Source organism: Microbacterium sp., from assembly GCF_048259935.1.
Classification (GTDB): domain Bacteria; phylum Actinomycetota; class Actinomycetes; order Actinomycetales; family Microbacteriaceae; genus Microbacterium.
In genome coordinates, this window is record NZ_JBLXHF010000002.1 from 543,527 (window position 1) to 569,954 (window position 26,428).

At 63.9% G+C, this 26,428-nt stretch carries 24 protein-coding genes and 2 tRNA genes; 24 read left to right on the plus strand and 2 right to left on the minus strand.

The window, feature by feature from the left end:
• The first annotated feature begins 29 nt into the window (after window positions 1-29).
• The 5 genes from recF to ACN0RC_RS05525 all read left to right on the plus strand — a co-directional run bounded on the left by recF (window position 30) and on the right by ACN0RC_RS05525 (window position 6,922).
• Window positions 30-1,223 (plus strand): DNA replication/repair protein RecF, encoded by a 1,194-nt coding sequence (recF, locus tag ACN0RC_RS05505; protein WP_417509565.1) that lies wholly within the window; start codon window positions 30-32, stop codon window positions 1,221-1,223.
• On the plus strand, window positions 1,220-1,705 hold the full coding sequence (locus tag ACN0RC_RS05510) for a DUF721 domain-containing protein (RefSeq protein ID WP_417509567.1): 486 nt from the start codon (window positions 1,220-1,222) through the stop codon (window positions 1,703-1,705). Before recF ends, ACN0RC_RS05510 begins: the two co-directional genes overlap by 4 nt.
• Window positions 1,706-1,823: 118 nt before the next feature.
• On the plus strand, window positions 1,824-3,881 hold the full coding sequence (gene gyrB / locus ACN0RC_RS05515) for a DNA topoisomerase (ATP-hydrolyzing) subunit B (protein WP_417509569.1): 2,058 nt from the start codon (window positions 1,824-1,826) through the stop codon (window positions 3,879-3,881).
• A gap of 69 nt (window positions 3,882-3,950) precedes the next feature.
• Window positions 3,951-6,521, plus strand: coding sequence for a DNA gyrase subunit A (gyrA, locus tag ACN0RC_RS05520; protein ID WP_417509571.1), 2,571 nt, complete (start codon window positions 3,951-3,953; stop codon window positions 6,519-6,521).
• Window positions 6,518-6,922, plus strand: a complete 405-nt coding sequence (locus tag ACN0RC_RS05525) for a DUF3566 domain-containing protein (protein ID WP_417509573.1) — start codon at window positions 6,518-6,520, stop codon at window positions 6,920-6,922. Before gyrA ends, ACN0RC_RS05525 begins: the two co-directional genes overlap by 4 nt.
• 63 nt (window positions 6,923-6,985) lie before the next feature.
• On the opposite strand, the gene ACN0RC_RS05530 is transcribed toward ACN0RC_RS05525, so the two are convergent.
• Window positions 6,986-7,699, minus strand: coding sequence for a VIT1/CCC1 transporter family protein (locus ACN0RC_RS05530; RefSeq protein WP_417509575.1), 714 nt, complete (start codon window positions 7,697-7,699; stop codon window positions 6,986-6,988).
• Between the two features lie 145 nt (window positions 7,700-7,844).
• On the opposite strand from ACN0RC_RS05530, the gene ACN0RC_RS05535 reads away from it, so the two are divergent.
• The 5 genes from ACN0RC_RS05535 (at window position 7,845) to ACN0RC_RS05555 (ending at window position 10,944) form a co-directional block, all read left to right on the plus strand.
• The gene (locus ACN0RC_RS05535) at window positions 7,845-9,137 is read left to right on the plus strand and encodes a histidine kinase (RefSeq protein WP_417509577.1); all 1,293 of its coding nucleotides are present in this window, start codon (window positions 7,845-7,847) and stop codon (window positions 9,135-9,137) included.
• A complete protein-coding gene (locus ACN0RC_RS05540; protein WP_417509579.1) occupies window positions 9,125-9,820 on the plus strand; it encodes a response regulator in 696 nt (231 codons plus the stop codon). The genes ACN0RC_RS05535 and ACN0RC_RS05540 overlap by 13 nt, the downstream gene beginning before the upstream one ends.
• Window positions 9,817-10,716 (plus strand): hypothetical protein, encoded by a 900-nt coding sequence (locus ACN0RC_RS05545; RefSeq protein ID WP_417509581.1) that lies wholly within the window; start codon window positions 9,817-9,819, stop codon window positions 10,714-10,716. The genes ACN0RC_RS05540 and ACN0RC_RS05545 overlap by 4 nt, the downstream gene beginning before the upstream one ends.
• Window positions 10,717-10,769: 53 nt before the next feature.
• A tRNA-Ile gene (locus ACN0RC_RS05550) sits at window positions 10,770-10,843 on the plus strand.
• A 28-nt stretch (window positions 10,844-10,871) separates the two neighbouring features.
• Window positions 10,872-10,944, plus strand: a tRNA-Ala gene (locus ACN0RC_RS05555).
• Between the two features lie 316 nt (window positions 10,945-11,260).
• Here ACN0RC_RS05555 and ACN0RC_RS05560 read toward each other — a convergent pair.
• Window positions 11,261-11,620, minus strand: a complete 360-nt coding sequence (locus tag ACN0RC_RS05560; RefSeq protein ID WP_417509583.1) for a hypothetical protein — start codon at window positions 11,618-11,620, stop codon at window positions 11,261-11,263.
• Window positions 11,621-11,958: 338 nt separating this feature from the next.
• Between ACN0RC_RS05560 and ACN0RC_RS05565 the strand changes: the two genes are divergently transcribed.
• From ACN0RC_RS05565 to ACN0RC_RS05630, 14 genes are all read left to right on the plus strand, one after another.
• Window positions 11,959-12,717, plus strand: coding sequence for an SDR family NAD(P)-dependent oxidoreductase (locus ACN0RC_RS05565; protein ID WP_417509669.1), 759 nt, complete (start codon window positions 11,959-11,961; stop codon window positions 12,715-12,717).
• Window positions 12,714-14,165, plus strand: coding sequence for an aldehyde dehydrogenase family protein (locus tag ACN0RC_RS05570; RefSeq protein WP_417509584.1), 1,452 nt, complete (start codon window positions 12,714-12,716; stop codon window positions 14,163-14,165). Before ACN0RC_RS05565 ends, ACN0RC_RS05570 begins: the two co-directional genes overlap by 4 nt.
• Before the next feature lie 10 nt (window positions 14,166-14,175).
• Window positions 14,176-15,510 carry an MmgE/PrpD family protein gene (locus tag ACN0RC_RS05575; RefSeq protein WP_417509585.1) on the plus strand — a complete coding sequence of 445 codons (1,335 nt, stop codon included), beginning with the start codon at window positions 14,176-14,178 and terminating at the stop codon, window positions 15,508-15,510.
• Window positions 15,511-15,704: 194 nt separating this feature from the next.
• Window positions 15,705-16,934: an ABC transporter substrate-binding protein gene (locus ACN0RC_RS05580; protein WP_417509587.1), complete on the plus strand. Its 1,230-nt coding sequence runs from the start codon at window positions 15,705-15,707 to the stop codon at window positions 16,932-16,934.
• A 7-nt stretch (window positions 16,935-16,941) separates the two neighbouring features.
• Entirely contained in the window at window positions 16,942-17,703 is a 762-nt protein-coding gene (locus ACN0RC_RS05585) for an ABC transporter ATP-binding protein (protein WP_417509589.1), read from the plus strand.
• A 49-nt stretch (window positions 17,704-17,752) separates the two neighbouring features.
• Window positions 17,753-18,451 carry an ABC transporter ATP-binding protein gene (locus ACN0RC_RS05590; RefSeq protein ID WP_417509591.1) on the plus strand — a complete coding sequence of 233 codons (699 nt, stop codon included), beginning with the start codon at window positions 17,753-17,755 and terminating at the stop codon, window positions 18,449-18,451.
• A gap of 1 nt (window position 18,452) precedes the next feature.
• The gene (locus ACN0RC_RS05595) at window positions 18,453-19,331 is read left to right on the plus strand and encodes a branched-chain amino acid ABC transporter permease (protein ID WP_417509593.1); all 879 of its coding nucleotides are present in this window, start codon (window positions 18,453-18,455) and stop codon (window positions 19,329-19,331) included.
• A complete protein-coding gene (locus ACN0RC_RS05600) occupies window positions 19,328-20,443 on the plus strand; it encodes a branched-chain amino acid ABC transporter permease (RefSeq protein ID WP_417509597.1) in 1,116 nt (371 codons plus the stop codon). The genes ACN0RC_RS05595 and ACN0RC_RS05600 overlap by 4 nt, the downstream gene beginning before the upstream one ends.
• A 4-nt stretch (window positions 20,444-20,447) precedes the next feature.
• Complete coding sequence (locus ACN0RC_RS05605; protein WP_417509599.1) at window positions 20,448-21,407, plus strand: cyclase family protein; 960 nt, start codon at window positions 20,448-20,450, stop codon at window positions 21,405-21,407.
• A 49-nt stretch (window positions 21,408-21,456) separates the two neighbouring features.
• Entirely contained in the window at window positions 21,457-22,254 is a 798-nt protein-coding gene (locus ACN0RC_RS05610) for an SDR family NAD(P)-dependent oxidoreductase (protein ID WP_417509601.1), read from the plus strand.
• Window positions 22,255-22,333: 79 nt separating this feature from the next.
• Complete coding sequence (locus ACN0RC_RS05615; protein ID WP_417509603.1) at window positions 22,334-23,554, plus strand: CaiB/BaiF CoA transferase family protein; 1,221 nt, start codon at window positions 22,334-22,336, stop codon at window positions 23,552-23,554.
• Window positions 23,551-24,426 (plus strand): amidohydrolase family protein, encoded by an 876-nt coding sequence (locus ACN0RC_RS05620; RefSeq protein WP_417509605.1) that lies wholly within the window; start codon window positions 23,551-23,553, stop codon window positions 24,424-24,426. The genes ACN0RC_RS05615 and ACN0RC_RS05620 overlap by 4 nt, the downstream gene beginning before the upstream one ends.
• A 57-nt stretch (window positions 24,427-24,483) precedes the next feature.
• On the plus strand, window positions 24,484-25,284 hold the full coding sequence (locus tag ACN0RC_RS05625; protein ID WP_417509606.1) for a GntR family transcriptional regulator: 801 nt from the start codon (window positions 24,484-24,486) through the stop codon (window positions 25,282-25,284).
• Window positions 25,285-25,344: 60 nt separating this feature from the next.
• The gene (locus tag ACN0RC_RS05630) at window positions 25,345-26,154 is read left to right on the plus strand and encodes an SDR family NAD(P)-dependent oxidoreductase (protein ID WP_417509608.1); all 810 of its coding nucleotides are present in this window, start codon (window positions 25,345-25,347) and stop codon (window positions 26,152-26,154) included.
• The last annotated feature ends 274 nt before the right edge of the window (window positions 26,155-26,428 follow it).

The window sequence follows — 26,428 nt, forward strand, 5'->3', positions numbered from 1 at the left end:
TTGTCAGCCCTCGAAGGTAGGCTGACTCCGTGATCGTGGAGCACCTGAACCTGGTTGATTTCCGCAATTACGCGACCGCAGATCTTGCCCTGCTTCCGGGTCCGAACGTTCTCGTCGGACGAAATGGTCAGGGCAAGACGAATCTGGCCGAGGCGATCGTGTTCCTTGCGACACTCGGCTCGCATCGAGTCTCGTCGGATGCTCCGATGGTGCGAGACGGTCATGAATACGCTGTCATCCGCGCCAGACTCTCGGTCGGCAACCGCCGCGTTCTCGTCGAGGTGCAGATCAATCGACAGGGTTCGAACAAGGCGCGCATCAACGGTTCGCCGTCCAAGACGAATGAACTCCCGCGCTACGCGCATGTCGTTCTCTTCGCGCCGGAAGACCTGCAGATCGTGCGCGGCGACCCGTCTTCGCGCAGGAGATTTGCCGATCAGCTCTTGATTCAGCGCGCTCCGCGCATGGCCGGCGTGCTCGCCGACTACGACCGGGTTCTCAAGCAGCGCACCGCGCTGCTGAAATCCGCCAGGGCCCGCGGCATCCGGGGCGATGCGCTCACGACGCTCGAAGTCTGGGATGACAAGCTCATCGCGCTCGGCTCCGAGATCATCGATGCGCGTCTGCGCCTGGCATCCGACCTGCAGCAGCCGCTGGCCGCGGCGTACACCGCGATCGCGGGTGCAGATCACAGTCCTGAACTCGAGTGGGCGCTGTCGGTGAGCGGGGCAGACCCCGAAGAGGGTGAAGGGGGTTCGTTCAATCTCACTGACCGATCCCTGAGCCTGTCGAAGGGCGCCGAGATGTTCCGCGCGGCCCTTCTCGCCAAGCGGCAGCAAGAGCTCGACCGCGGTCTCACCCTGGTCGGTCCGCACCGCGATGATCTTCTGATGCGCGTGCGCGACCTTCCCGTCAAGGGTTATGCCTCGCACGGTGAATCCTGGTCAGTTGCGCTTTCTCTGCGCCTGGCATCCGCTGAGCTTCTGCGCGCCGAGTCGCCGGCAGGCGACCCGGTGCTCATCCTCGACGACGTCTTCGCCGAGCTCGACGCTGATCGTCGTCAGCGACTGGCCAGTCTCACCGCGGGATACGAGCAGGTCATTGTCACCGCTGCCGTCGAAGCCGACATTCCTGAACCGCTGCACCGGCATGTCGTGCGAATCGACGCGGGTACGATCAGCGATGACCGCGTAACCGACGCCGATGAGGGGGATGCACCGTGACCGATGCCGAAGTCCCCGAGACCATCGGAACCTATCTGCGCCTGCGCGGACTGAAGCCGAGTTCGAAGAGCTGGAAGCGCAAGCGCCGCATCCACGATGACGACGACAACGCTCCATTCACCCCCGGGCGCGATCCCGGTGCACTGGGCGCTGTGCTCGACAAGCTCAGCCGTGACTCTGGCTGGGAGATCACTCTCGCGCGGGAAGACCTCGTCCGTCAGTGGGCAGATCTCGCCGGAAGCGACACCGCAAAGCACTCCGAACCCGTGTCTCTCGAAAACGGGATGCTGACAGTGAAGTGCGATTCGACGGCGTGGGCGAAGAACCTGCAATTCATGCGGGCGACCATCCTCACCGAGATCGGAAGACGTTATCCGCAGGCGGGCGTCGACAACCTCCGCTTCATCGGCCCGGACGTTCCTTCTTGGAAATGGGGTCCCAGAGCCGTCCCAGGGCGGGGCCCGCGCGATACCTACGGGTAGGACACCACGAACGGGGTCCAGATCGATTTCAGGGCCACACACGGGCGTCCAGCGACGTGAAACGCTCTGATGAGGGTAGACTGGGCTTTCGAGATATCGATGTGGAGAATGCCCTCTGATGACGCCTGAAAATACTGCTGACGAGCCTGAATCCACAACCGGAGAAACCTCGTCGACGAATGCCGCGGCGAAGCCATCTGGTGACTACGGCGCCGATCAGATCCAGATCCTCGAAGGCCTTGAGGCCGTTCGCAAGCGGCCAGGCATGTACATCGGCTCGACCGGTCCTCGCGGGCTCCACCACCTCGTGTACGAGATCGTCGACAACTCCGTTGATGAGGCGCTGGCCGGTTATGCCGACACCATCATCGTGACGATGCTCGCCGACGGCGGCATCCGCGTGATCGACAACGGCCGTGGCATCCCCACGGACCCGCACTCTTCTGATCCGAACAAGTCGACCGTCGAGGTGGTGCTCACGATCCTGCATGCCGGCGGAAAGTTCGGCGGCGGGGCGTACGCGGTCTCGGGGGGTCTGCACGGCGTCGGTTCCTCGGTCGTCAACGCGCTGTCCACTCGCTTCGATGTCACGGTGAAGCAGAAGGGCTTCGCCTGGCACCACAGCTTCGGTAACGGCGGAACCCCGTTGCAGAAGCTCGAAAAGGGCGAGCCGACTGACCAGACCGGTACCGAGATCACGTTCTGGCCGGACCCTGCGATTTTCACCGAGTCCGTCGAATTCGAGTACGACGTGCTGCGCACCCGCTTCCAGCAGATGGCCTTCCTGAACAAGGGCCTGCGCATCGAGCTCCATGACGAGCGCGAAGGATCCACGTATGAGATCGAAGAGGAGGGCACCACTGTCACCAAGCAGCGCGGTGACGTCTTCTTCTACGAGCGCGGTCTTGTCGACTACGTCGAGTACCTCAACCGCGTGCGTCGTGCCGAAACCGTGCACGACGAGATCATCGATTTCGAAGCCGAAGACACGACTCGAAAGATCTCGCTCGAAGTGGCGATGCAGTGGACGACCGGATACACCGAGAACGTCTTCACCTACGCGAACACGATCAACACTCATGAGGGCGGGACGCACGAAGAGGGTTTCCGCGCTGCGCTGACCACCCTGGTCAACAAGTACGCCCGTGCGAACAACCTTCTCAAGGAGAAGGACGACAACCTCTCCGGTGACGACGTACGTGAGGGCCTGACCGCTGTCATCTCGATCAAGCTCGGCGAGCCGCAGTTCGAGGGTCAGACGAAGACCAAGCTCGGCAACACCGAAGCGAAGGCCTTCGTGCAGAAGGTCGTCGGCGATCAGCTCGGTGACTGGTTCGATCGCAACCCCACCCTGGCCAAGAGCGTGATCCGAAAGGCGATCGACGCGGCGACCGCGCGAATGGCAGCCCGCAAGGCTCGTGAGACCGCTCGCCGCAAGAGCGTTTTCGAGTCCGCCGCCATGCCCGACAAGCTCAAGGACTGCACGAGCAAGGACCCCTCGATCAGCGAGATCTTCCTCGTCGAGGGTGACTCGGCCGGCGGCTCCGCTGTGCAGGGACGCGACCCGCACACGCAGGCGATCCTGGCTCTGCGAGGCAAGATCCTCAACGTCGAGCGCGCGCGCCTCGACAAGGCGCTGGCCAATAAAGAAGTCCAGGCGATGATCCAGGCCTTCGGTACGGGTATCGGCGAGGACTTCGACATCGAGAAGGCCCGCTATCACAAGATCGTTCTGATGGCGGATGCTGACGTCGACGGCCAGCACATCACGACGCTGCTGCTGACCCTGCTGTTCCGCTACATGCGCGGGCTTATCGAAGCGGGCTTCGTTTACCTGGCCATGCCGCCGCTGTACCGGCTGAAGTGGACGAACCAGCCGCACGAGTACGTGTATTCCGACGCTGAGCGCGACGCACTGATGAAGCACGGCCTCGAAAACGGCAAGCGCCTTCCCAAGGACTCCGGCGTGCAGCGCTACAAGGGTCTGGGTGAGATGAACGCCAAGGAGCTGTGGGAGACCACGATGGATCACACCACGCGAACCCTTCGCCAGGTGACCATCGAAGACGCAGCTTCTGCGGACGAGATCTTCAGCGTGCTGATGGGTGAGGACGTCGAGTCTCGGCGCGGCTTCATCCAGCGCAACGCCAAGGACGTTCGCTTCCTCGACATCTGACGGATTTCCGGCCCCTGAGCCTGTCGAAGGGCCGGATGCTTCGACAAGTTCAGCAAATGAAAGAAACACATGACTGACGAAGAACGCCCCGAGCCGGTTCACGAACACGGCAAGATCGACCAGGTCGACCTGCAGTCCGAGATGCAGCGCAGCTATCTCGACTACGCGATGGCCGTCATCGTCGGTCGTGCGCTGCCGGATGTCCGCGATGGCCTCAAGCCCGTGCACCGCCGTGTGATCTTCGGCATGTACGACGGCGGCTTCCGTCCCGACAAGTCCTTCTCGAAGTGCGCCCGCGTCGTCGGTGAAGTCATGGGGCAGTACCACCCGCACGGCGACTCGGCCATCTACGACGCGCTCGTCCGTCTCGTGCAGCCGTGGTCGCTGCGCTACCCGCTCGCACTCGGACAGGGAAACTTCGGTTCCCCCGGAAACATGGGCGCTGCAGCCCCGCGTTACACCGAGACGAAGATGGCCCCACTCGCGCTCGAGATGGTGCGCGACATCGAAGAGGAGACCGTCGACTTCCAGGACAACTACGACGGTCAGACCCAGGAGCCGACTGTCCTGCCGGCGCGCTTCCCCAACCTGCTGGTCAACGGCTCGGTGGGCATCGCGGTGGGTATGGCGACGAACATCCCCCCGCACAACCTGCGTGAGGTGGCGGATGCTGCGCTCTGGGCGCTGGATAACCCCGAGCTTCCGCGTGAAGAGCTCCTCGAGGGCCTGATCCGGCGCATTCCAGGACCGGACTTCCCCACCGGAGCCCAGATCCTGGGTTCCAAGGGAATCCACGAGGCGTACCGTACCGGTCGCGGCTCGATCACGATGCGCGCGGTCGTCGGTGTCGAAGAGATCCAGGGTCGCACGTGCCTGGTCATCACCGAGCTGCCCTATCAGGTCAACCCCGACAACCTCGCGGTGAAGATCGGCGACCTGGCCCGCGACGGCAAGATCACCGGCATCGCCGACATCCGTGACGAGACCAGTGACCGTACCGGTCAGCGTCTGGTGGTCGTCCTCAAGCGGGATGCTGTCGCGAAGGTCGTGCTCAACAACCTGTACAAGCACACGCAGCTGCAGGACAACTTCGGTGCGAACATGCTCGCGATCGTCGATGGTGTTCCGCGCACCCTCGCGCTGGACGGCTTCGTCTCGCACTGGATCACGCACCAAATCGATGTGATCGTTCGTCGCACGATCTTCCGCCTGCGCAAGGCCGAAGAGCGCATGCACATTCTGCGTGCGTACCTGAAGGCGCTCGACGCGCTCGATGAGGTCATCGCACTGATCCGCCGCTCGCCCACACCGCAAGAGGCGAACGCCGGGCTTCAGACGCTGCTCGACATCGATGAGATCCAGGCCGATGCGATTCTGCAGATGCAGCTTCGCCGCCTTGCCGCTCTCGAGCGCCAGAAGATCGTCGACGAGGCCACCGAGCTCGAAGCGAAGATCACCGACTACAAGGACATCATCGCCAACGAGTCGCGTCAGCGCGGCATCATCCGCGAAGAGCTCGAGGGCATCGTCGACCGCTTCGGTGACGAGCGTCGCACGCACATCCTGCAGGGCTTCGACAGCGATGTCTCGATGGAAGACCTCATCGCCGAAGAAGAGATGGTCGTCACTGTCACACGTGATGGCTACATCAAGCGCACACGCAGCGACAACTACCGCTCACAGCATCGCGGCGGCAAGGGTGTCAAGGGTGCGCAGCTGCGTGCGGATGACATCGTCGAGCACTTCTTCGTCACCACGACGCACCACTGGCTGCTCGTCTTCACCGACAAGGGCCGCGTCTACCGCACGAAGACGTACGAGGTGCCAGAGGCCGGCCGTGATGCCAAGGGCACGCACGTCGCGAACCTGTTGGCGCTTCAGCCCGACGAGGGCATCGCGCAGATCCTCGCGATGCGCGATTACGGCGTCGCGGATTACCTCGTCCTGGCAACGCGTGAGGGTCTGGTGAAGAAGACACGCCTGAGCGAGTACGACACCAACCGTCAGGGCGGCGTCATCGCCATCCGCCTCCGCGAGGACGACGAATTGGTCAGCGCGATGATCGTGGATGCCTCCGACGACATCCTGCTCATCAGCAGCAAGGGCATGTCAGTGCGCTTCCAGGCAACCGATACGGCACTGCGTCCGATGGGCCGCGCGACAGCGGGCGTCACCGGAATGAAGTTCAAGGGCGAGGATCGTCTGCTCTCGGCATCCGTTGCCACTCCCGGCCAGTTCGTGTTCACCGTCACCGACGGCGGCTACGCCAAGCGCACGATCGTCGAGGAGTACCGCGTGCAGAACCGCGGCGGATACGGCATCAAGGTCGCCAAGCTCAACGACGATCGCGGCGTACTCGCCGGTGGTCTGATCGTCGACGAGAGCGACGAGGTCTTGGTGGTTCTCTCCAGCGGCAAGGTGGTACGCTCTGCCGTGGCCGAGGTGCCAGCGAAGGGTCGAGACACCATGGGTGTCCTGTTCGCCCGAACCTCTGAGAAGGACCGGATCCTCGCGATTGCTCGCAACGAAGAGCGAGGCCTCGAAGAAGATGAGGCGGGAGCGGAGTCAGCGAACGACGCCCCCGAGTCGGCACCGGCCTCCGAAACGACTGAGACCATCGAGGAAAGTAACGACGAATGAGCACAGTAGCTGACAAGCTCGCGAAGAAGTCCACACGCAAGACCGGTGGCAAGCAGGTCCGTCTGCGCCTGGTCTATGTCGACTTCTGGTCGGCGGTCAAGCTCTCGTTCCTGGCTGCGGTCGCGCTGGCGATCGTGACCATGGTCTCGTTCTTCCTCATCTACCTCGTGCTGCAGGCGACGAACCTCATCACGCAGGCGGATGCCTTCGTCGGCAACATCACGGACGGTGCGGTGTCGCTCGCGTCGCTGCTGGGGCTACCCCAGGTGATGGCATTCGCCGCTGTCGTGTCGATCCTGAACCTGATCGTCTTCACGGTTCTCGGCGCCGTCGTCGCCGGAATCTACAACCTCGCAGTGAAGGTCACCGGCGGGCTGCTCGTCGGCTTCATGTCCAACTAGCGGACTTTCCTCTTGCGAATGGCGGATGCTTCGGCATCCGCCATTCGTCGTCGAGGCGACGCCTCAGACGATCCCGGTGGTTCCGAGAAGCGTGCCGATCCCCCAGGTGGCGATCAGCGCGAGCGCTCCTCCGATTACCAGCCTGGTGGCCGATCGCACGGGGGAGGCGCCTCCGACGCGGGCTGCGACAGCTCCTGTCGCAGCGAGGGCGATGAGGACGGCGACGAACGTCACCGGCACCCGCCACTGCACCGGCGGAAGCAGTATCGCCAGCAGCGGCAGCAGTGCACCGATGGTGAAGGAGACTGCGGATGAGAGTGCGGCGTGCCAGGGGTTGACGAGATCGTCCTGATCGATGCCGAGCTCGACCTCGAGGTGCGCCGACAGCGCGTCGTGCTCGGTGAGTTCGATCGCGACCTGGCGGGCGGTCTCTTCGCTGAGCCCGCGCTGCCGGTAGAGACCGGTGAGCTCATCGAGCTCTTCGGCTGGCATGGTGCGCAGCTCTTCGCGCTCCTTCTCGATCAGTGCACGCTCGGTGTCGCGCTGACTGCTCACTGAGACGTACTCGCCGAGAGCCATCGAGATGGCGCCGCCGACGAGACCGGCGGTACCGGCGACCAGCAGCGCGGAATTGTCGGTGGTCGCGCCGGCGACCCCGACGACGAGGGATGCTACCGAGACGATGCCGTCATTGGCGCCGAGCACCCCGGCGCGAAGCCAGTTCAGCTTCTGGCCGATGCCTGCACCGTGCGGTTCCTGCGGGTGTGTTTCGCTCACGGTCCCATCTTGGCCGATCGGCTGCGGAAACCACGGACGTCGATCCCTGAGCCTGTCGAAGGGTCCGATCGGTAGGGAAAACCCGAAGAGGATGCTCTGGTTGCCTAGGTGTCGCGGGGTGCACCCTGCGCCCTACGTTTGAAGCATGACCACTCCGCCTGTTCCCCCCGCACCGGCCGCAGCGCCTGCTGCGGCACCGGCTCCGCAGCGCGCCGCGGCCCCGCTGCGTATTTTCTTGACCGTCCTGCATCTGGCGGCCCTCGGCGTGATCGGCGCAGGCGTCATCGGGATCCTCTCGAGCGTGTTCGGTATCGGCCTCGGGCTGCTCTTCGCATTCGGTATCGGGCTGCTCTTCCTCGTCGGCCTCGTCTACGCGCTGTACGGCGTCGGCTGGTTCGAGATCGTCCGGGTGCGCGGCCTCTACGCCCTCGACGTTCCTGACCTTGCGCCCCGGCGCCGCCAGGTTCCAGGGTTCGGCGGATGGATCCGTTCGCTCGGACGCCAGAGCATTGACGGACGGATGTGGCGGGCTGTCGCCAGCTTCGCCATTGCGTGCATCTTCGGTGCGCTGGTCATCCGACTGTTCTGGGGAATGGTGTGGTCGGCGATCTTCGCCTTCACTCCGCTGTTCGCCCAGGATGAGGTCGCCGGTCCCTTCGGAACCCTTGTCACCGCGGGGTGGGCACCCGTTCTCGGCATCCTCGGCGTTCTCGCTACGGCAGCCGGCATCATCGGACTCGCTCTGCTGGATCGCACCATCTCACGCTCCCTCGTCATCCCCAGCCACAAGGCCGAACTCGTCGAGCGGGTGCGCACCACCTCCGCACAGCGCGAGGGTGCCGTGCGCGCGGCAGATGTCGAGCGCACCCGAATCGAGCGCGATCTGCACGACGGCGTTCAGCCGAGGCTCGTCTCCGTCGGCATGACGCTGGGACTCGCGCAGCAGAAGATCGACGCCGATCCGGATGCCGCGAAGGCACTGATCTCCGAGGCGCACACCTCCACGAAAGCGGCGATCACTGAGCTGCGACAGCTCGCCCGCGGCATCCACGCGTCTGTTCTGGATGATCGGGGTCTGGATGCCGCCCTGTCGGCCCTGGCCAGCAGATCGCACATTCCCGTGCACCTGGACGTGCGCATGGACGGGAGATGCAGCAGGGATGCCGAGGCTGCGGTCTACTTCTCGATCGCCGAGTCGCTGACCAATGCTGCCAAGCACTCTCGCGCCAGCGAGTGCCGAGTGGTGGTGCGGCTGCGCGACGGCGGCACACTGTGGGCGCGCGTCGAAGACAACGGCGTGGGCGGCGCACAGGTGCAGCCGGGCGGCGGTCTCGACGGAATCTCGAACCGAGTGCTTGCTGCCGGTGGAGACATCCGCATCGACAGCCCCCAGGGCGGTCCGACATCACTGGAGGTGAGCGTGCCATGCGCATCCTGATCTGTGAAGATTCCGTCCTGCTGCGTGAAGGCCTCGTCAGACTTCTCGAGGATGCCGGCCACGAGGTGGTCGCAGCGCTTCCCGACACCACGGGAATCACCGAGACAGTGCAGAACACGAACCCCGAGCTCTGCATTCTGGACGTTCGACTCCCGCCGACGTTCACCGATGAGGGGATCCGTGCCGCGCTCGGCCTGCGCAAGACTCATCCTTCCCTGCCGCTGCTCGTGCTCTCGCAGTACGTCGAGGAGCGGTACGCCAGCGATCTGATCGCTGCGCAGGGCGGGCCGCTCGGATATCTGCTGAAGGATCGTGTGGCAGATGTCTCGGAGTTCCTCGCGTCGGTGGAGCGGATCGCCGAGGGCGCGTCAGTGCTCGACCCGGAGGTCGTGGCGCAGCTGCTCACGCGTCGCAATCGTGATGACCGGATGCTGCAGCTCACCGAGCGAGAGCGCACGGTGCTCTCCCTCATCGCCGAGGGGAAATCGAACCAGGCAATTGCGAGCCTGCTGTTCCTCTCGGCCGCGAGTGTCGAGAAGAACATCACCGCGATCTTCCAGAAGCTCGGCTTCGAGCAGGACGAATCAGGCAACAGGCGAGTGCTGGCAGCTCTCGCACACATCGAGAACACCGGTGGCGGATCGCCTGCCGGAAATGACATTCAGACAGGATCAGGACGATGAACGACGACCAGCAGAATCTGCAGGGTGGGCACGAGGTTCGCGCGACACCCCCGGCCCGTGAGCCGCGCGGGTCAGGCGGACGCGCCACAGCGATCGCACTCGCGGTCTTCGGCGGGGTCGTGCTGCTCGGTGCGGGCGGAACTGCCGCCTTCGCTGCGACTCATGACCTGCGCGAAGCCGCGCATCCGAGAGGTACGGGTGCGCAGAGCCAGAGTGTCAGCGTCGACGGAGTCGAAAGCCTGAGGGTGGATGTCGCCGGCAGCGACGTCACCGCCCGGTTCGGTGATGTCGACGAGGCGACGCTCGAGGTCGACGGCAAAGGCCGCAGCGACTGGAAGCTGGAACGGCATGAAGACGAGCTCGTGGTCAGCAGCCCGGATCGTGGATTCGGGGGGTGGTTCGACATCGATTGGTTCGGCGACGACTGGCTCTCCGAAGAGACCGTCATCTTGACGCTGCCGGAGAGCCTGAATGACGGGCGCCTGGATGCCGAGTTCACACTCAGCGCGGGAAGCCTCGATATCGACGGAGCGTACGGCGAAGTCGACATCGAGGTGGGTGCTGGTGCGCTCAAGATCGATGGATCGGCGGAATCGCTCGATGCCGACGTCAGTGCGGGACGCGCAGACGTGACGCTTGCCGGAGTGACCGAGGCCGACTTCACGGTCTCCGCTGGCAAGATCGTGGCCGAGCTGATCGACACGACGCCGAGCTCGGTGTCGATCGATGTCAGCGCCGGATCTCTCGATCTGACGGTGCCGGATGACGCGTACCGGGTGAACCAGGAAGTCAGCGCTGGATCGCTGGATAACCGGCTCGACACTTCGAACCAATCTCGGTTCGTGATCGAGGCGTCGGTGTCGGCCGGGAGTGTCGTCCTGCGCGCGGGAGACTGAACGGCGCCGATTCGGATTTTCTGTAAATCTCAGGTAAAGTCTTGGAGGTTGACGGGGCTATAGCTCAGGCGGTTAGAGCGCTTCACTGATAATGAAGAGGTCCCAGGTTCAAGTCCTGGTAGCCCCACGTTTCACACTAAAATTGAATATCGCAAGGGGCCTTAGCTCAGTTGGTAGAGCGCCTGCTTTGCAAGCAGGATGTCAGGAGTTCGAATCTCCTAGGCTCCACAGTTTCTTAGGACAGTGAAGAAGACCTCGCCTCGGCGGGGTCTTTTTGTTTTTAGGCGTCTGATCAGCAGTTTTTCTTGATAGCCGTGCAGCAACCACCACGACCATACGCAAGTAAGACTTCGAGCACCTGGTAGTAAATTGGTGATTCCTGGTAGTAGTCAGTATGGGTTCTCGTGCGCCCATGTGCCCCGGAATTCCGCGGGAGTTCATGATTGCGCTCACCATGGTGCGCCCTCGTGCGCCCTGAACTCGACGACACTCCTGCTCGGCAGAGCGCGAGCTCACGACCGATGCGCACGAGCGCATCGCGTCCTCAACTCACGCGCTGAAGAATCTGCTCCTGTAGCGAGCTGGCGATGAACTCCGGGATCGATGACTGGTCGTTGTCGGTGCGGATCCAGTACCTGCCTGTGGGCTGACCGTAGTCGTTGAAGTCGAGCACAGCGGACCAGATCGGCAGCCCGCTGTTCGACCGGACAAAGATCGTCACGACCAGATCTTCCGTCTCGGCGCGGATGACCCGAGGACTCGTGTTGGCGAGCTGGTCCGGCATGGCGATGAAGTCGTGCCGGGTGAGCCGTGTGTTGAACTCGGGCGGTCTATCCCTGCGTCGGGATTCTTCACGGGAGGCCTGGATTGCCTTGGTGATACCGACGCCGGCTAGAGCTGCCACGCCTCCAACGAGGACGGTTCTGCGACCGAACGACGTAGGTCGCCGGGCTGGGACCTTCTCGGTATTACTGCATGCTGGCGCCGGTTGGGGCGTGGTTGATCGGAACGCGGCGTCGTGACACCCTCGTGGACGCTGCGAGCGACGACTACTCTAAGTCCGGTCGGTGGGGGACACCGGTAACTCAATGGCCCTAAATTTCACAAATCGTCGACAGATTATCAAGAATAGAGCGTCTCATTCGCACAGATTGGCGTACGAGCTAGTAAACAGTCGACACTTCTACTAGTGTTTCCGGAGGTGCTACCGGGCACCGATCGTCGCTCGAGGAGGAGTTCATGATGAGACTGAAAAACGAAGTGGCCATGATTACCGGAGGAGGCTCCGGGATGGGTCGCGCTGGGGCAATTCGCTTTGCAGCCGAAGGTGCCAAGGTTGTCGTCGTAGACATCAATCAGCAGGCCGCTGAGCAGACCCGTGATCTCATCATTAAGCAGGGCGGTGAGGCCATCGCTGTCGTTGCGGACGTCGCTCTCGAGGCCGATAACGACACGGCGGTCCAGGCAGCGGTGAAGCAGTTCGGTAAGCTCACGATCCTGTGGGCGAATGCCGGGATCGCGGCGCCCGCGACTCCCATCGGCGAAACCTCGCCCGAGACCTTCGATCGACTCCTCTCCGTGAATTCCCGCGGTCCCTGGTTGGCAGCACGCGCGGCGGAGTCGGCCTTTCGCGCGGCCGGAGGCGGCTCCATCGTCATCACCTCGTCCTTGTCTGGCCTCAAGGGGCGTCCAGGTAACAGCGCCTACGCGTCCTCGAAGGGTGCGGCCGCGATGCTGACGAAGGCGCTCGCGATCGAGTTTGCCCCCGTTATTCGCGTCAACTCGGTGTGTCCCGTCGCCACCGATACACCCATGCTTCCGGAGTTCACCAAAACCGCGCCGGATCCCGACGCCGCGCGCGAGAGGGTCGTGTCTGGCATCCCGATGAAGCGTCTGGCGACGACCGAGGACATCGCCAACGCCGCGCTCTTCCTTGCATCATCGGAGGCCGCGATGATCACGGGTCTCAACCTCCCGGTCGATGGCGGGTCGCTCGCATGACTCAGACTGGCATGCTCGACGTCTATGGTTCGGTTCTCGACGGAGAAGTCGTCCACGGAGTCGACGAATGGTTCACCACCTATGACCCCGGCACGGGCCAGCAGTTGGCACGCGTCCAGCGCGGCGGTTCAGCCGAGGTCGACTTGGCCGTCCAATCCGCTGAGGCTGCGTGGTACAAGTGGAGGGCTCTGCCCGGTGTCGAGCGCGGACGGATCATGCTGCGCGTCGCGACCGCGCTCCAAGAGAACGCTCAGGAACTGGCCAGGATCGAGTCCCTCGATAACGGCAAGCCGCTGAGCGGTGCCCTCATGGACATCGCGGTGGCCGCGCGCTACTTCGAGTATTACGCGGGAATGGCAGACAAGCTGCAGGGGGAAACCATCCCGATCGGTGACAAGCACCACTCCTATACGCGCCTCGAGCCCTATGGTGTCACGGCGCACATCGTTCCGTGGAACGCGGCGCTCCAGCAGGCTGCCCGAAGCGTTGCCCCCGCGCTCGCCGCCGGCAACACTGCGGTCGTAAAGCCCGCCGAAGACACCTCGCTGGCTTGCGTGCACTTCGCGCTGATCGCCGCGGAAGCTGGACTGCCGCCGGGCGTGATGAACCTGGTCACCGGGCTCGGGCACGAAGCGGGCGCTGCGCTCGTGGCACACCCCAAGGTCCGCCGTATTACCTTCACCGGGTCCGTACCCACCGGCCAAGAAGTCATGCGTCAGGCGGCCGTGAATCTCAGCCCCGTCACCCTGGAGCTCGGAGGTAAGTCGCCGAACATCGTCTTCGGCGATGCGGACTTGGAAGCGGCGGCCGCCGGGGCGGCGATGGCCATCAACGTTAACGCGGGGCAGGTCTGCGCCGCCGGCAGCCGGCTTCTTGTGCAGCGATCCGTGCACGACGAACTGGTGGAGCGACTCGTCGCGATCCAGCAGGAAGTGCGCCTCGGACACGGGCTCGATAACCCCGATATGGGGCCGATCACAACGAGCGCGCAGTTCGCCAAGGTGAAAGACTACCTGCGTCTCGGTGTGTCGGAGGGCGCGTCCGTCGCTCTCGGTGGCGACCTTCCCCTCAATGCGGAGCTGCATCGCGGCCAGTTCGTGCGCCCGACGATCTTCACGGGTGTAGACAACTCGATGCGGATCGCACAAGAGGAGATTTTCGGCCCTGTCCTCTGCGTAATCCCCTTCAATACGGAGGAAGACGCTATCCGGATCGCCAACGACACGAAGTATGGCCTCACCGCTGGTGTGTGGACTAACGACCTCGGCCGCGCCCACCGTGTTGCCGCCAGCATCGACGCTGGGCAGGTCTCGGTCAATGACTACTTCGCCGGAGGTATCCAGGCGCCCTTCGGAGGCTTCAAGGAAAGCGGCTTCGGTCGTGAGAAAGGTGTGGAAGCGATCTACCACTACCTGCAGACCAAGACCGTCAGCATGAAGATCGCCTGAGGAGCTGGCCGTGTCCGCTGAGACCCACCTCGAGGCGGCAGCAGAGCGTGCCCGAGCGACGCACCCGGGCACGCTCAGCGCCGCCGCCACTATAACGGCACAGCACTGTTTGCTGGACTGGTTCGCGTGCGCGATTGCCGGCGCGAACAGTGACGCGGCGCACGCGATGCGTGCCGTCGTCCCGGCGCTGTCCGCGGGTGGTGCCGGCGTGGTGGGTGACTCGGGACGCCGATCCACTAAAGACGCAGCGCTCCTCAACGGGGTTGCCGCGCACGCCCTCGACTTCGACGACCTTCACCCACACATGTCTACGCACGCGAGTGTCGCGATCGTGCCGGCATTGCTCGCGGTCGCGGAGGACCGGGTGCTATCGGTTGAGCAGGTCCTCACTTCCCTTGTGGCCGGGGTCGAGTTCGGAGCCGAGGTGGGGCGACTCATTAGCCCGCGCCATTACAGGGAAGGATGGCACACGACGGGGAGCGTGGGGGCGATCGCCGCGGCAGCCGCAATTGCGCACCTGACCGATCTCGACGCCGCACAGTTTCGAACCGCTACTGCCCTGGCCTCTACGCTCGGCGGCGGCTTGCGAACCATGTTCGGGACCATGGCGAAACCGCTGCATGCCGGTCGCGCCGCTAGCTCCGGCGTCCTAGCCGGGATGCTCGCGGCTGAGCGATTCACCGCGGCGCGGGACGGCCTGACTGGTCCGCTCGGCTTCGTGACGATGTTCAGTGATCCGGAGCAGGGGCCGCCCCCACTGCGATCAGACGAGGCCATCACCGACACTGTGTTCAAACTTGTAGCCGCGTGCACCGGAACGCATGCCTCCGTAGCGAATGCGCGCGCGGCGTTGAGGCGCACGGGAATCGGGGTCGATGACGTGGCGCGAGTGGAGGTCTGGGTCAGCCCGGAGAACGAGTCGGTCTGCGGAATCGAGCAACCACGGACGGGCACGGAGGCCAAGTTTAGCCTCCGTGCTACCACGGCGATGGCTTTCCTCGGCTGGGACCTCGCAGACGAGTCGAGCTATGAGGCCGGAGCAGAATCCCCGGATGTGGCCGCCTTCGCGGAGCGGATCGTTGTGTCGTACGAGCCGGCCATGCTCGGACGCCCGTTCTTCTCTAAGATGCGCCTCACGCCGCGCGCTGGGGAGAGCGTTTTCGTCGAGGCGGACGCGAGCTTGCCAGAGCGCGATCTCGAGGTGCGGGAGGAGCAGTTGACTACAAAACTCTTCGCTCTCGCGAATCCGTCCATCGGTTCGGGCAACGTCAGCCGACTCGCGGGTCTGATTCTCGGAGAACCAGACGCACCGGTGTCAGACCTCATGGCGTTGGTTTCAGATTAGCGCGAAAAAGAGTCGACAGTTTCTTGGCAAAGTGCGAAAAGGACGATAGTGTCGACAGTACGGAGCACGACCTGAGGACACAGGCTAGACAGCCCACGAGGCGCTAAAGCAGTTGCCGACGGAATCGTTCGGTCCTCGGTACAGCCGCAACTTCCCAATGCATCAACGAATAGCAACGACAGGAAGGCTCAACGATGAGAACGTCGAAACTACTAGCCGCAGCGACGGCAATGGCAGCCATGCTGGCACTCGCGGGCTGCGCGGAATCTGGTGAGGCTGAGCCCGCCGCGGAGGACGCCCCGATCGTGATCGGCGGCGCCATAGGGCTGTCGGGGCTGCTCCAACCCTTCGACAGCCCGACTTGGAACGGCGTGAAGCTGTTCGTCGACAACCAGAACCAGGCGGGCGGCATCCACGGCCGTATGCTCGAGATTGTCGAGGCCGACACTACGTCGACGCCGCAGGGCAGCCGCACCGCGACACTCGAAGTGATCGACAAGGGTGCCGACGTCACGTTCCAGAACTGCAACTACGACTTCGGTGCACCGGGTGGTCAGGCCGCGAGCTCGGCCGGCATCATCGCCTGGTCACTGTGCGCAGGCAGCCCCCTTTGGGGTGTCGAGGGCGTTGGCCAGACTGCATACACTCGCGGTCCGCTGACCTACTCCGAAGGCAATGTCGACGCGCGCTTCGCCTCGGAGAACTTCGGCGCCAACGCCTACGTCGTCTGTGATACCTGGCTCGACTACAACATCCAGGTCTGCGAAGGCTTCCAGGATGCCGCCGAGGAGTACGGGATCAACATCATCGGGACCTCCAATATCAACACGATGCAGGACGAGAACGTCGCGCCGTTGATCACCGACATCCGCAACACGGCCGATCTCGATTTCGTGTTGCTTGCCGGCGGCCCACCCACTTCAGCTGCCATCGTCCGTCAGCTGCGCGGCGCCGGAGTAGACATCCCGCTCCTCTTGCCGAGCGCCAACTACGGCCGCTTCTGGTCCGAGAGTCTTCCCGGTATCAACAATGTGTTCGTCAGCGCCTCGGCGCATACCTGGGGCGATGTCGAAGGGGAGGAGACCGGTGGTGACCCGCGACCTGAGGTCAACGAGCTTGTGCAGCAGTACATCGACACGTTCGGCTCGAACCCCGACAGCACGAACTTCCTCGAGGGTTACGTTGGGATGGAGATCCTGGCAGAAGCGATCGAGGCGACAGGGACGACGGACGGTTTGGAACTCTCCGCTTGGATCGATGAGAAGGGGACGTTCGAGACGGTCCTCGGAACAGTCACCTTCTCGCCTGAGCTGCACTCGGATCCGCTTCGCGAGTTCGTGTTCATCGAGTACGTGAACGCGTGGCCGACCTTCGTGACGTTGCTCGCACCCGCGGGCGAGGTCGAGCTCCACCTCGAAGGCTAGTCGAATAATGACGAAGAGGCCCACCACCACCAGCGAAGCCATCCTCGAGACTCGGGACGTCAGCGTTTCCTACGCCGGGGTCGCGGCACTCTCGAATGTCGACCTGACCCTGAATCCTGCCGAGATTCTGGGGCTCATCGGAGCCAACGGTGCGGGGAAGACTACCTTCGTCAATGTCATCAGTGGCTTCACCCGGGTGACATCGGGAAGCGTCCTTCTGGGCGGCGCAGATGTCACCCGGGCGGCACCCGACAAGCGCGTCCGGCTCGGGATCAACCGGACCTTCCAGGCAGGGCGGCTCTTCAGCAAAATGACGGTGCGCGAGAACATCGAGGTGGCTGCGCTCGGCTCAGGCATGCGGGCCGGCGCGGCGCGGGCCAAGGCGGACGAGCTCCTCGGCACCGGCGGTTTGAGATCCGTCGCGGATGTGCGTGCAGAGATCCTCCCGTACGGTTTCGAGAGGAAGGCAGCGCTCGCGCGGTCGCTCGCGACCTCTCCGAAGGTGCTGGCCGTCGACGAGCCCGCCGCTGGTCTGAATGACGCCGAAAGTGAAGAGCTCGTCTCGTTCCTGGCCGCCATGCGGGACGCCACTGGCGTCGCCGTCATCATCATCGAGCACGATGTCGGCCTGGTTATGCGACTGTGTGATCGAGTGCATGTGCTCGCCGAGGGGCGGACCATCTGCGTCGGCACGCCAGCGGAAGTGCAGCAGAGTCCTGAGGTCATCCAGGCCTATCTGGGTACGAGGAGTGTGAAGCTCGATGCTTGAGGTACGAAATCTCTCGGTTTCCTATGGTCCAGTCAATGCCGTGCGAGACGTGAGCTTCACTCTGGGTGCAGGAAAGATCCTCGCCCTCGTCGGGCCGAACGGGGCTGGCAAGTCGACCGCCCTCATGACCATTGCGGGAGAGAAGCGTGGTGCCATCAGGCGAGGAAAAGTGCGCGTCCAAGGGAGTATTCTTCTGAACGGCACGGAAATTCTCGGGCAGCGACCGGACCAGATCGTCCGCAGTGGCCTCGCTCTCGTACCCGAGCAGCGCCGGATCTTCGCCGGCCTTACGGTCGCCGACAACCTGTTGGTCGCCGGTGCTGTGCGTCGCGATAAGGCAGCCGTCCGGCAGGAGACCGCCGCGATCTACGAGCGGTTCCCCGCTCTCGCAAGCGCACGTGATCGCCGGGCCGGCCTCCTCTCCGGAGGACAGCAGCAACAGCTCGCCCTCGCCCGATCCTTGCTGACGGGAGCGAAGGTCCTGCTGCTCGACGAGCCGTCGCTGGGTCTTGCCCCCATCGTCGTCGAGGAACTGATGGGTCTCATTTCGTCACTCGCCGATGATGAGCGGTCGGTCCTCCTCGTTGAGCAGAGCGCCCTGCAGGCGCTCGACATCTCGTCGCGGGCGATGCTGCTGCGCAATGGCGAACTCTCCGACATCGATAACACGCACGACGGACAGCAGATGCTCGCTGCATACTTCGGCATCGACGTCACCGTGACCGACGCACCTGAGGATCGGACCTGAGATGCCCATCCAGTATTTTGTTGATGCGGTGACCGTGGGTGGCATCTACGCCCTGCTCGCTGTCGGCCTTGCTATGACCTTCGGGGTCGCCCGGCTCGTGAACCTCGCTCAGGGCGAGCTGATCATGGTCGCCGCGTACACGATCTATCTGTTTTCGCCGGACCTCTGGTACCTGTCCATTCCGATAGCCGTCATTGTCTCAGTGCTCTTCGCACTGTTGATGTCGTGGTTGCCGTTCTCTTTCCTACGCGGTGCGGACGAGACCACCCTCCTGGTGGCATCCTTTGGAGTCTCGCTCGCGTTGCAGGGGGTAGCCGTCGCCATCTTCGGCTCACGGCCGAAGGGCACCGGCTTCGGCAGTGGAGTGAGCGCCAGCGTCGAACTGTTTGGTCTCACCGTCTCACTCCTCGACCTCATCACCTTCGTCGTCGTGCTACTGATGCTCCTGCTGCTCACCGTATTCCTCCGCAGCACCGCAGCCGGCGTGTGGATCCGCGCGTCCGCAGAGGACTTCGTTATGGCGCAGCTGCTCGGGGTCCGCGCGCAGCGCGTCGTTACCATCTCCTTCGTGATCAGCGGCGTGATCGCAGCGCTGACGGGCATTCTGCTGACGGCTCGCAGCGGCACCGTGCTCCCGGAGATGGGCGTTCAACCCCTATTGCTCGGACTCGTTGCCGTGGTTCTCGGCGGCCTGCGTAGCCTCCCTGGAGCTGCCGCTGGCGGATTCCTGCTCGGCGGACTCACCGTCGCGCTGACGGTGCTCCTGCCCGCGGGTATCGCAGTTTACAGAGATGCGATCCTCTTCGTCATCGTGATCCTGGTGCTCCTGGTGCGGCCAGGTGGGATCTTCATCAAGTCGAACGCATTGGAGCGAGTGTGACCATAAACGCACGCAACACGAGATTCAGGCGCGCGCTAATCGCGAGCTGGACGCCCGTCGTCCTCATCCTGGTTGTGACCATCGTCGCGTTCTTGATTACCCTGGTGCCGAAGCTGACCGCGGACGTCATCCAAGGACTGATCGTCATCACGCTCGTCGTCGGCCTTTACATCTTCGTCGGGAACTCTGGGGTCATCTCCTTCGGGCATGCCGCCTTCATCGCGCTCGGTGCTTACCTCGGCGGTATCCTCGCAATTCCGACGGTGCGTCGGGCCTTCCTGGTGCCCGGGTTGCCAGATTGGCTGTCGGCATTCGCTCCGGGACTTTGGCCAACGGTTGTGATCGCCGCCCTCGTGGCGGCAGTCATCGGCTGGATCGTCGCGCTTCCGCTGGCTCGCCTCGCTGGCATGGCGGCAGCTGTCGCCACTCTTGCGCTCCTAATGATCTCGCAGGTAGTCCTCATCCACTGGGACGTGCTCTCAAAGGGCGGCGGCACGATCTCCGGGATCCCTGTTGACGTTACTTTGCCGATCGCGCTGGTGGGTGTCGATATCGCGATCCTCGCTGCTTGGCTCTTCCAGCGTTCGTCGACCGGGGCGCGTCTGCGAGCGAGTCGCGACGACCAGGTAGCGGCCCGCTCCATCGGGGTGAAAGTGAGCCGCGAACGACGGCGAGCCTTCGCGCTCAGCGCGGCTATCAGCGCGGTCGGCGGTGTTCTCTACGTGCATTCGGTGGGCGTGCTCACTCCCGGTGACTACTATCTCTCGCTCGCCTTCCTCTGTCTGGCTTCCCTCGTCATCGGAGGCATGGGCAGCCTTACCGGCGCCGTTGTCGGTGGCGCACTGCTGGCGGTCCTCGACATCGGGATGCGCCGGATCCAGGTGAGTGGAGGGATCGGGCCGCTCCAGATCGACGTGCCCGACGGCGTTGCCACCGTGATGATTGCGGTCGTGCTTGTGTTCGTGCTCATCCGCCGACCGACCGGGATCGCACGTGGTCGTGAAACGCGACCGCGAGAGCGCCTGAGGACTTGGATCATGGGCGAAACCAATCAGCAAGGGGCCGCAGGCCCGTCGACGAATGACACGAGGGAGAACCTGACTGATGTATAAAGACATGTCGATTGACGAATTTGCCGTTGTCATCGCCGAGGCCGCCGAGAATTACCGGAACTGGGGACGGTGGGGTGAGGAGGACGCAGTCGGCACCCTGAATTTCATCGACGAAGCCAAGCGCCTGGAGGCAGCCAACCTCGTTAAGCGGGGAGCGTCGTTCTCGCTCTCGATCGAGCTCGGACCCGGCGGCCCCCAGACGGGCTTCATGGGACGGACAAATCCAATCCACACGTTCACGCAGACTGCCGACGACCACATCCACGGTCGGCAGGGGTTCCCGCACGGCGTGGGGGGCTCCGACGACGTGGTCTTCATGGCACTCCAATGCGCCACGCATTGGGACGGTCTGGGGCATATCTACGACCGCGGTCGCGCCTACAATGGGCGCGTGGCGAACGAGGTCGTGACTCCCGCTGGTGACGCCATCACCGGCATCGAGCACGCTACGCCGCTCGCGATCTCCCGTGGGGTGTTGCTCGATGTCGGGCGCGCCATTGGCGGGGGTGAACTGGAGGACGGCTTCGCTATCACCGAGGAGCACCTCCTCGCAACGATCGAAGCGCAAGGGCCGACGTCGAAGGTGGGCCGCGGGGACATCGTCGTCGTGCGGACCGGACAGATGGAGCGTGCGCGTAAGAACGCCTGGAAGGGGTACACGGGGGGAGACGCGCCCGGCTTCTCCTTCTCGACCGCGGGGTGGTTGCACCGTACGGAGATCGCGGCCATCGCGATCGACACATGGGGCTTCGAAGTGCGCCCCTACGAGGTGCCGGACGCATTCTCTCCACTCCACCAGGTCGTCGTCCCCAACATGGGAATGATCATCGGCGAGATGTGGAACCCGGCAGAGCTTGCCATCGACTGCGAGGAGACCGGAGTCTACGAATTTCTGCTCGTCGCTTCCCCGTTGCCCTTCACCGGTGCCGTCGGTGCCCCGGTCAGCCCGATGGCGATGAAGTAGCGATCCCGTGGACGTGACCCGCGCGGAATGCACACGAGGAGAAGGAACGATGGAGATTGCTCAAGACCTAAAGAGCAAGGTGATTCTTGTCACCGGTGCGGCACGCGGTATCGGAGCTGCGACCGTGCATGAGTTGGCGTCGCGCGGAGCGACGGTCGTCGCCACAGACAAGATGGAAGAGGCACCAGAGCTGTGGGACCTTCTGACTGATGTTCCGGGGACTGTGACCTTCGAGACGCTCGACGTATCGAACGACGAGGCCTGGCGCCGAGTCATGGACCGAGTGGCAGCGGAGTCGGGGCGTCTTGACGGTCTCGTCAACAATGTCGGTCTCGTCCTGCGTGACCGCCTCGAGATCGTCGACCCAGCACAGTGTGAGCGCGCGTTCTCCGTCACGGTCATGGGCGCGCTGCGAGGGCTGCAGGCGGCGCTGCCGCTGATGAGCGCCGGGGCGTCCGTCGTGAACATCGGATCCATCGCCGCCCTCATCCCCTACCACGCGGTGCCCTACACGCTTAGCAAGTGGGCTCTGAGAGCGCTCAGCTCGATTGCGAGCATGGAACTCGGTCCTCGCGGCATCCGGGTGAACATGGTCCACCCGGGTTACACGGCGACTGACGGCGTGGCGACGGCCGGTTCCGCCTTCCTCACAGCTTCACTGGCCGCCTCACCGCTCGGCAGGCCCGGCCGACCTGCCGAGATCGCGGCCGTCGTCGCGTTCCTGCTCTCGGACGCGGCCAGCCTGGTCAACGGAGCAGAGATTAGCGCCGACGGCGGCACGACGTCTCAAGGCGGCGCGAAACCGCTATCCGACGCGGTGCGCGAGTCGATGCGGACATCGACATGATGCGCGCATCTTCTTGTACACGTGGTTCCGACACACCGTCGTATGCACTTACGCAGTTCCCCGAAAGGAAGTTCCTCCGATGACTGAGTCAACCCGCGGCCCCCTCGCTGGAGTCCGAATCCTCGACTTCACCCAGTTCCTGTCGGGTCCATACGGAACGCAGATCCTGGGCGACCTCGGTGCCGAAGTGATCAAGATCGAGTCGCCGGCGGGGGACCTCAGCCGATCCGTTGCCCCCAACTTCGTCCGTGGCGATAGCGTCTACTTCCATACGATCAACCGCAACAAGCGCAGTCTGGCGGTCAACCTTAAAGCCGAGGGTGCGGTTGAGCTGGTGCGTACCTTGTTGGACCAGAGCGATATCGTGATGGAGAATTTCCGCCCAGGCGTCCTCCACCGACTCGGCATCTCTCGCAAGAAGGAGATGGAACGCAATCCTGCGTTGATTTGGTGCTCGATCACGGGATTCGGCCAGGACGGCCCCGCGCGCAACCTTCCCGCATATGACATGGTCGTGCAGGCCGCATCCGGCGCGATGAGTCTCACTGGCGAGGAAGGCGGCAGACCGCTCCGCACGGGGGTGCCTGTGGGAGATCTCGCAGCGGGTTTGAACGCCGTGATCGGCGTATTGGCAGCGTTGGAGAAGAGGCGCTCGACGGGTGTCGGCGACTACATCGACGTGTCGATGCTCGACTGCCTGGTCTCGATGCTCAATTACCAGGCGAGTTACTACCTGCATTCCGGGACGCTGCCCGGCCCGCAGGGCACCGGGCATGACTCGGTACCCACTTACCGCACATTCACCTGCGGCGACGGTCAGGACGTCGTCACCACCGCGAACACCGAGCGGATGTGGGCCGACATGGCGACGGTGCTCGGTCACGAGGAATTGGTGACCGATCCGCGCTTCGCCACCAACACGGATAGGCTGAAAAACAAGGAAGCGCTCTGGGCCGTCATCGAGCCGGCGTTCCTCGCGCACCCGGCTGCAGAGTGGGTGCGGAAGTTCAATGAGCTGAGCATCCCGGCTGCTCTGGTGAAGAGCGTCCCGGACGCGCTGGTCGACCCGCAGGTCGTGCATCGGGAGATGGTGGTGCACCTCGACGATGGCCAAGGCTCCAGTGTCTCGGTGCCCGGCAATCCGATCAAGTTCGAATCCGCGATCCGCGAGGGACACATCTTTCCGCCGCGTCTCGGAGCGGACGGCTCCGACGTGCTGCGTGCGGCGGGCCTCGACGACGCTGCGATCGACCGGCTTGTCGACGCGGGCGTCGTGGTCCCGGGGTGGAGATCGGAATGAGCGCCATCGACCTCGACAACATCGTCGCCATCGATGTCCACGTGCACGCGTTGCGCCCGGACACTCTAGGCATCGAGAACGAACTGAGCCGCAAGACGCGTGAGGACCAGGCGAGGCGGTGGAAGACCGACCTCGTCAACATCACCCTCGACGAGACGGCGGACTACTACCGCGAACGGCGGATGCTCGCCGTCATCTTCCCGGTCGACTCCGAACGGCACATGGGCGACTCTCCCGTCCCCAACACGGATGTCGCGGCCGCGGCGGCACGCAACCCCGATGCGCTAATCCCGTTCGCCAGCATCGATCCGCGGCGCCCCACCGCGCTCGACGAGGCACGCGACCTCATCGAGAACCACGGGGTGAAGGGATTCAAGTTCCATCCCAGCATCCAGGGCTTCGCCACGGAGGAGCCCGCCGCGTACGCCATGTACGAGCTGCTCGCGGAATACCGTTCCATCGCACTGTTCCATTCGGGGCAGACAGGCATTGGTCGCAATCTCCCCGGAGGCGGCGGAGTGCGGTTGAAGCACTCGAATCCGATGCTCATCGACGACATCGCCGTCGACTTCCCGGAACTCAGGCTGATAATCGCTCATCCCTCTTTCCCGTGGCAATCGGAGGCGTTGGCGGTGGCCCGCCACAAGCAGAACGTCTTCATCGACCTGTCCGGGTGGTCCCCCAAATATTTCGAGGAGCAACTGGTGCAACACGCGAATTCCCTTATCCCCGACAAGGTCCTCTTCGGGTCGGATTTCCCCGTCCTGACACCCGACCGGTGGTTGGCTGATGCGGAATTCCGTGACTTCCGACCGGCAACCATGCCGGGGCTGCTGAAGCTGAACGCAGCCCGTCTGCTCGGGATCGGCTGACATGACTTGTCGTCGGTTCCACGGAGAAGCCTCCCCAGCGCGCGACGGAGCAGACCGGTGAGCGTCGAGTCAGGGCCGGTCCCGCTGGCAGCGGGAGGCTCGTATGTCGCTCGACTGTTGAAGCTGGACCCGGACAGCCCCTCTCTCGTCGAGCGGATCGCGATCAACGTGGCGCTCGCGATCGTCGACGGCCAGGTGGCGCCGGGCGACATGGTGAGTTCCGTGACCATCGCTCGGCAGTACCATTCGAGCCGGACCCCCGCTCGCGAGGCCATGCTGATGCTCGAGCGGCACGGCATGGTGACGACGCTGCCGCGCCGGCGGCCGCGGGTTACTGTGGTGCCGGCGGAGACCATGGCGCAGATCTACGAGGTTCGGGCGGTCCTCTCCTCGCTAGTCTCGAGGTTCGTCTGCGCCAACGCCACGGACGAAGAGCTGAGCGACCTGCGACGCCTTCTCGAGGTGATGCAGGAGGCGTCCGCGGCCAACTCTGCGAGGGAGTACTTCTGGGCGAACGTCGCGTACAACGAGCGGGCGGCGGAGTTGTCCCGGAACCCGGTGCTCGCCGAGACGCTCGACTCGTTGGGTCTCCGGGTGCTTCGGCTGCGGCGCATGACTTTCTCCATCGAGGGACAGATCGAGCGGTCCTTCGCGGCGCACTGCCGCGTGCAGGATGCGTTCGAAGCGAGAGACGGCGACCTCGCCGCCGCCCTGACCAATTCAGTCATCCGGTCCGCGATGCAGGCATTGGCCGCCAACTACGACGAACACGATCGCACGCGCACTTCGGACCGGCACTTGCTCGGAGAGGACGGCGTTGGGTCGCACGTGGTCGAGCCCGACGACGACCATGTATGACAGTTTGCTGCGGACGGGATTCAGGCATTCACAGGCTGCGAGGCCAGGAAGGGGATCGGTATGACGGACTTCTCAGGAAGAGTGGCGCTCGTCACGGGCGGAGCTTCAGGCATCGGACGCGCGACCGCCGAGCGACTGTCCCGCGATGGCGCTGCGGTCATCGTCGTCGACATCAACAGCGACGCTTTGGACGCTGTGGTGTCGTCGCTGCCCGGTGATGCAATAGGAGTCGTCGCCGACATCGGTGCACGCGACGGTGTGGACCAGTACATGGCGCGTGGCGTTGAACGGTTCGGGCGAATCGATCACTTCCACCTCAACGCCGGCATCGGCGGCAGTGTCGGCACGCTCATGCACGACGTCACGCTCGACGAGTTCGACAGGGTGATGTCGGTGAACGTCCGTGGCACATTCCTCGGCGCGCAGTGTGCACTCCGCCACCTCGCCTCCGCTCGCACCCCGGGATCGGTGGTGATCACGTCATCGGTCGCCGGTCTCCTCGGCAGTGAGCGTCTCGCCGCCTACAACGCCTCCAAGCATGCGGTGCTGGGGATTATGAGGACCGCCGCGGTGCAGGGCGGGCCGGACGGGATCAGAGTCAACTCGGTCGTTCCCGGGATTATCGAAACCGCGCTGATGCCGTCGATGCTCGCCGCCACTTCCAACGCCCCCGAAGAGAACCCGCTGCTGCGTGCTATCCCGCTGGGGCGCGCCGGCAAACCTGAGGAGATCGCGAACCTAGTAGCGTTCCTGCTCAGCGATGAAGCATCGTTCATTACTGGTGCTGCGGTCGTCATCGACGGAGGCGCGAGCGCTGAGAACCCGATGCGGGCGGCTGGGCCCCGGAAGCACTGGGAGCCTGAAGCCTGAGTCGGGACCTCGTGCACATCTGATCTGGAATGCAGGAAGTGGCGTGACTTCCACTGCCGACCGTTAATGCCAACTGGTCTCGGTGTCCGGTCAGGCTGGTACGGCCAGGTGCGCGCCAAGTCAAGCCCCAGTGCGTGGTGTAGCCGGTGGTGATCCTTCTTCTGTTGGTTAGGCGCTGAGTTCGAGGACGTGTTCGGAGGTCACCTCGCTTCCGGTGTCGGGGAGGAGAGTGAGGCGGCTCTTGGCGAGGATCTCGAGTCCGAGGTAGCGGCGT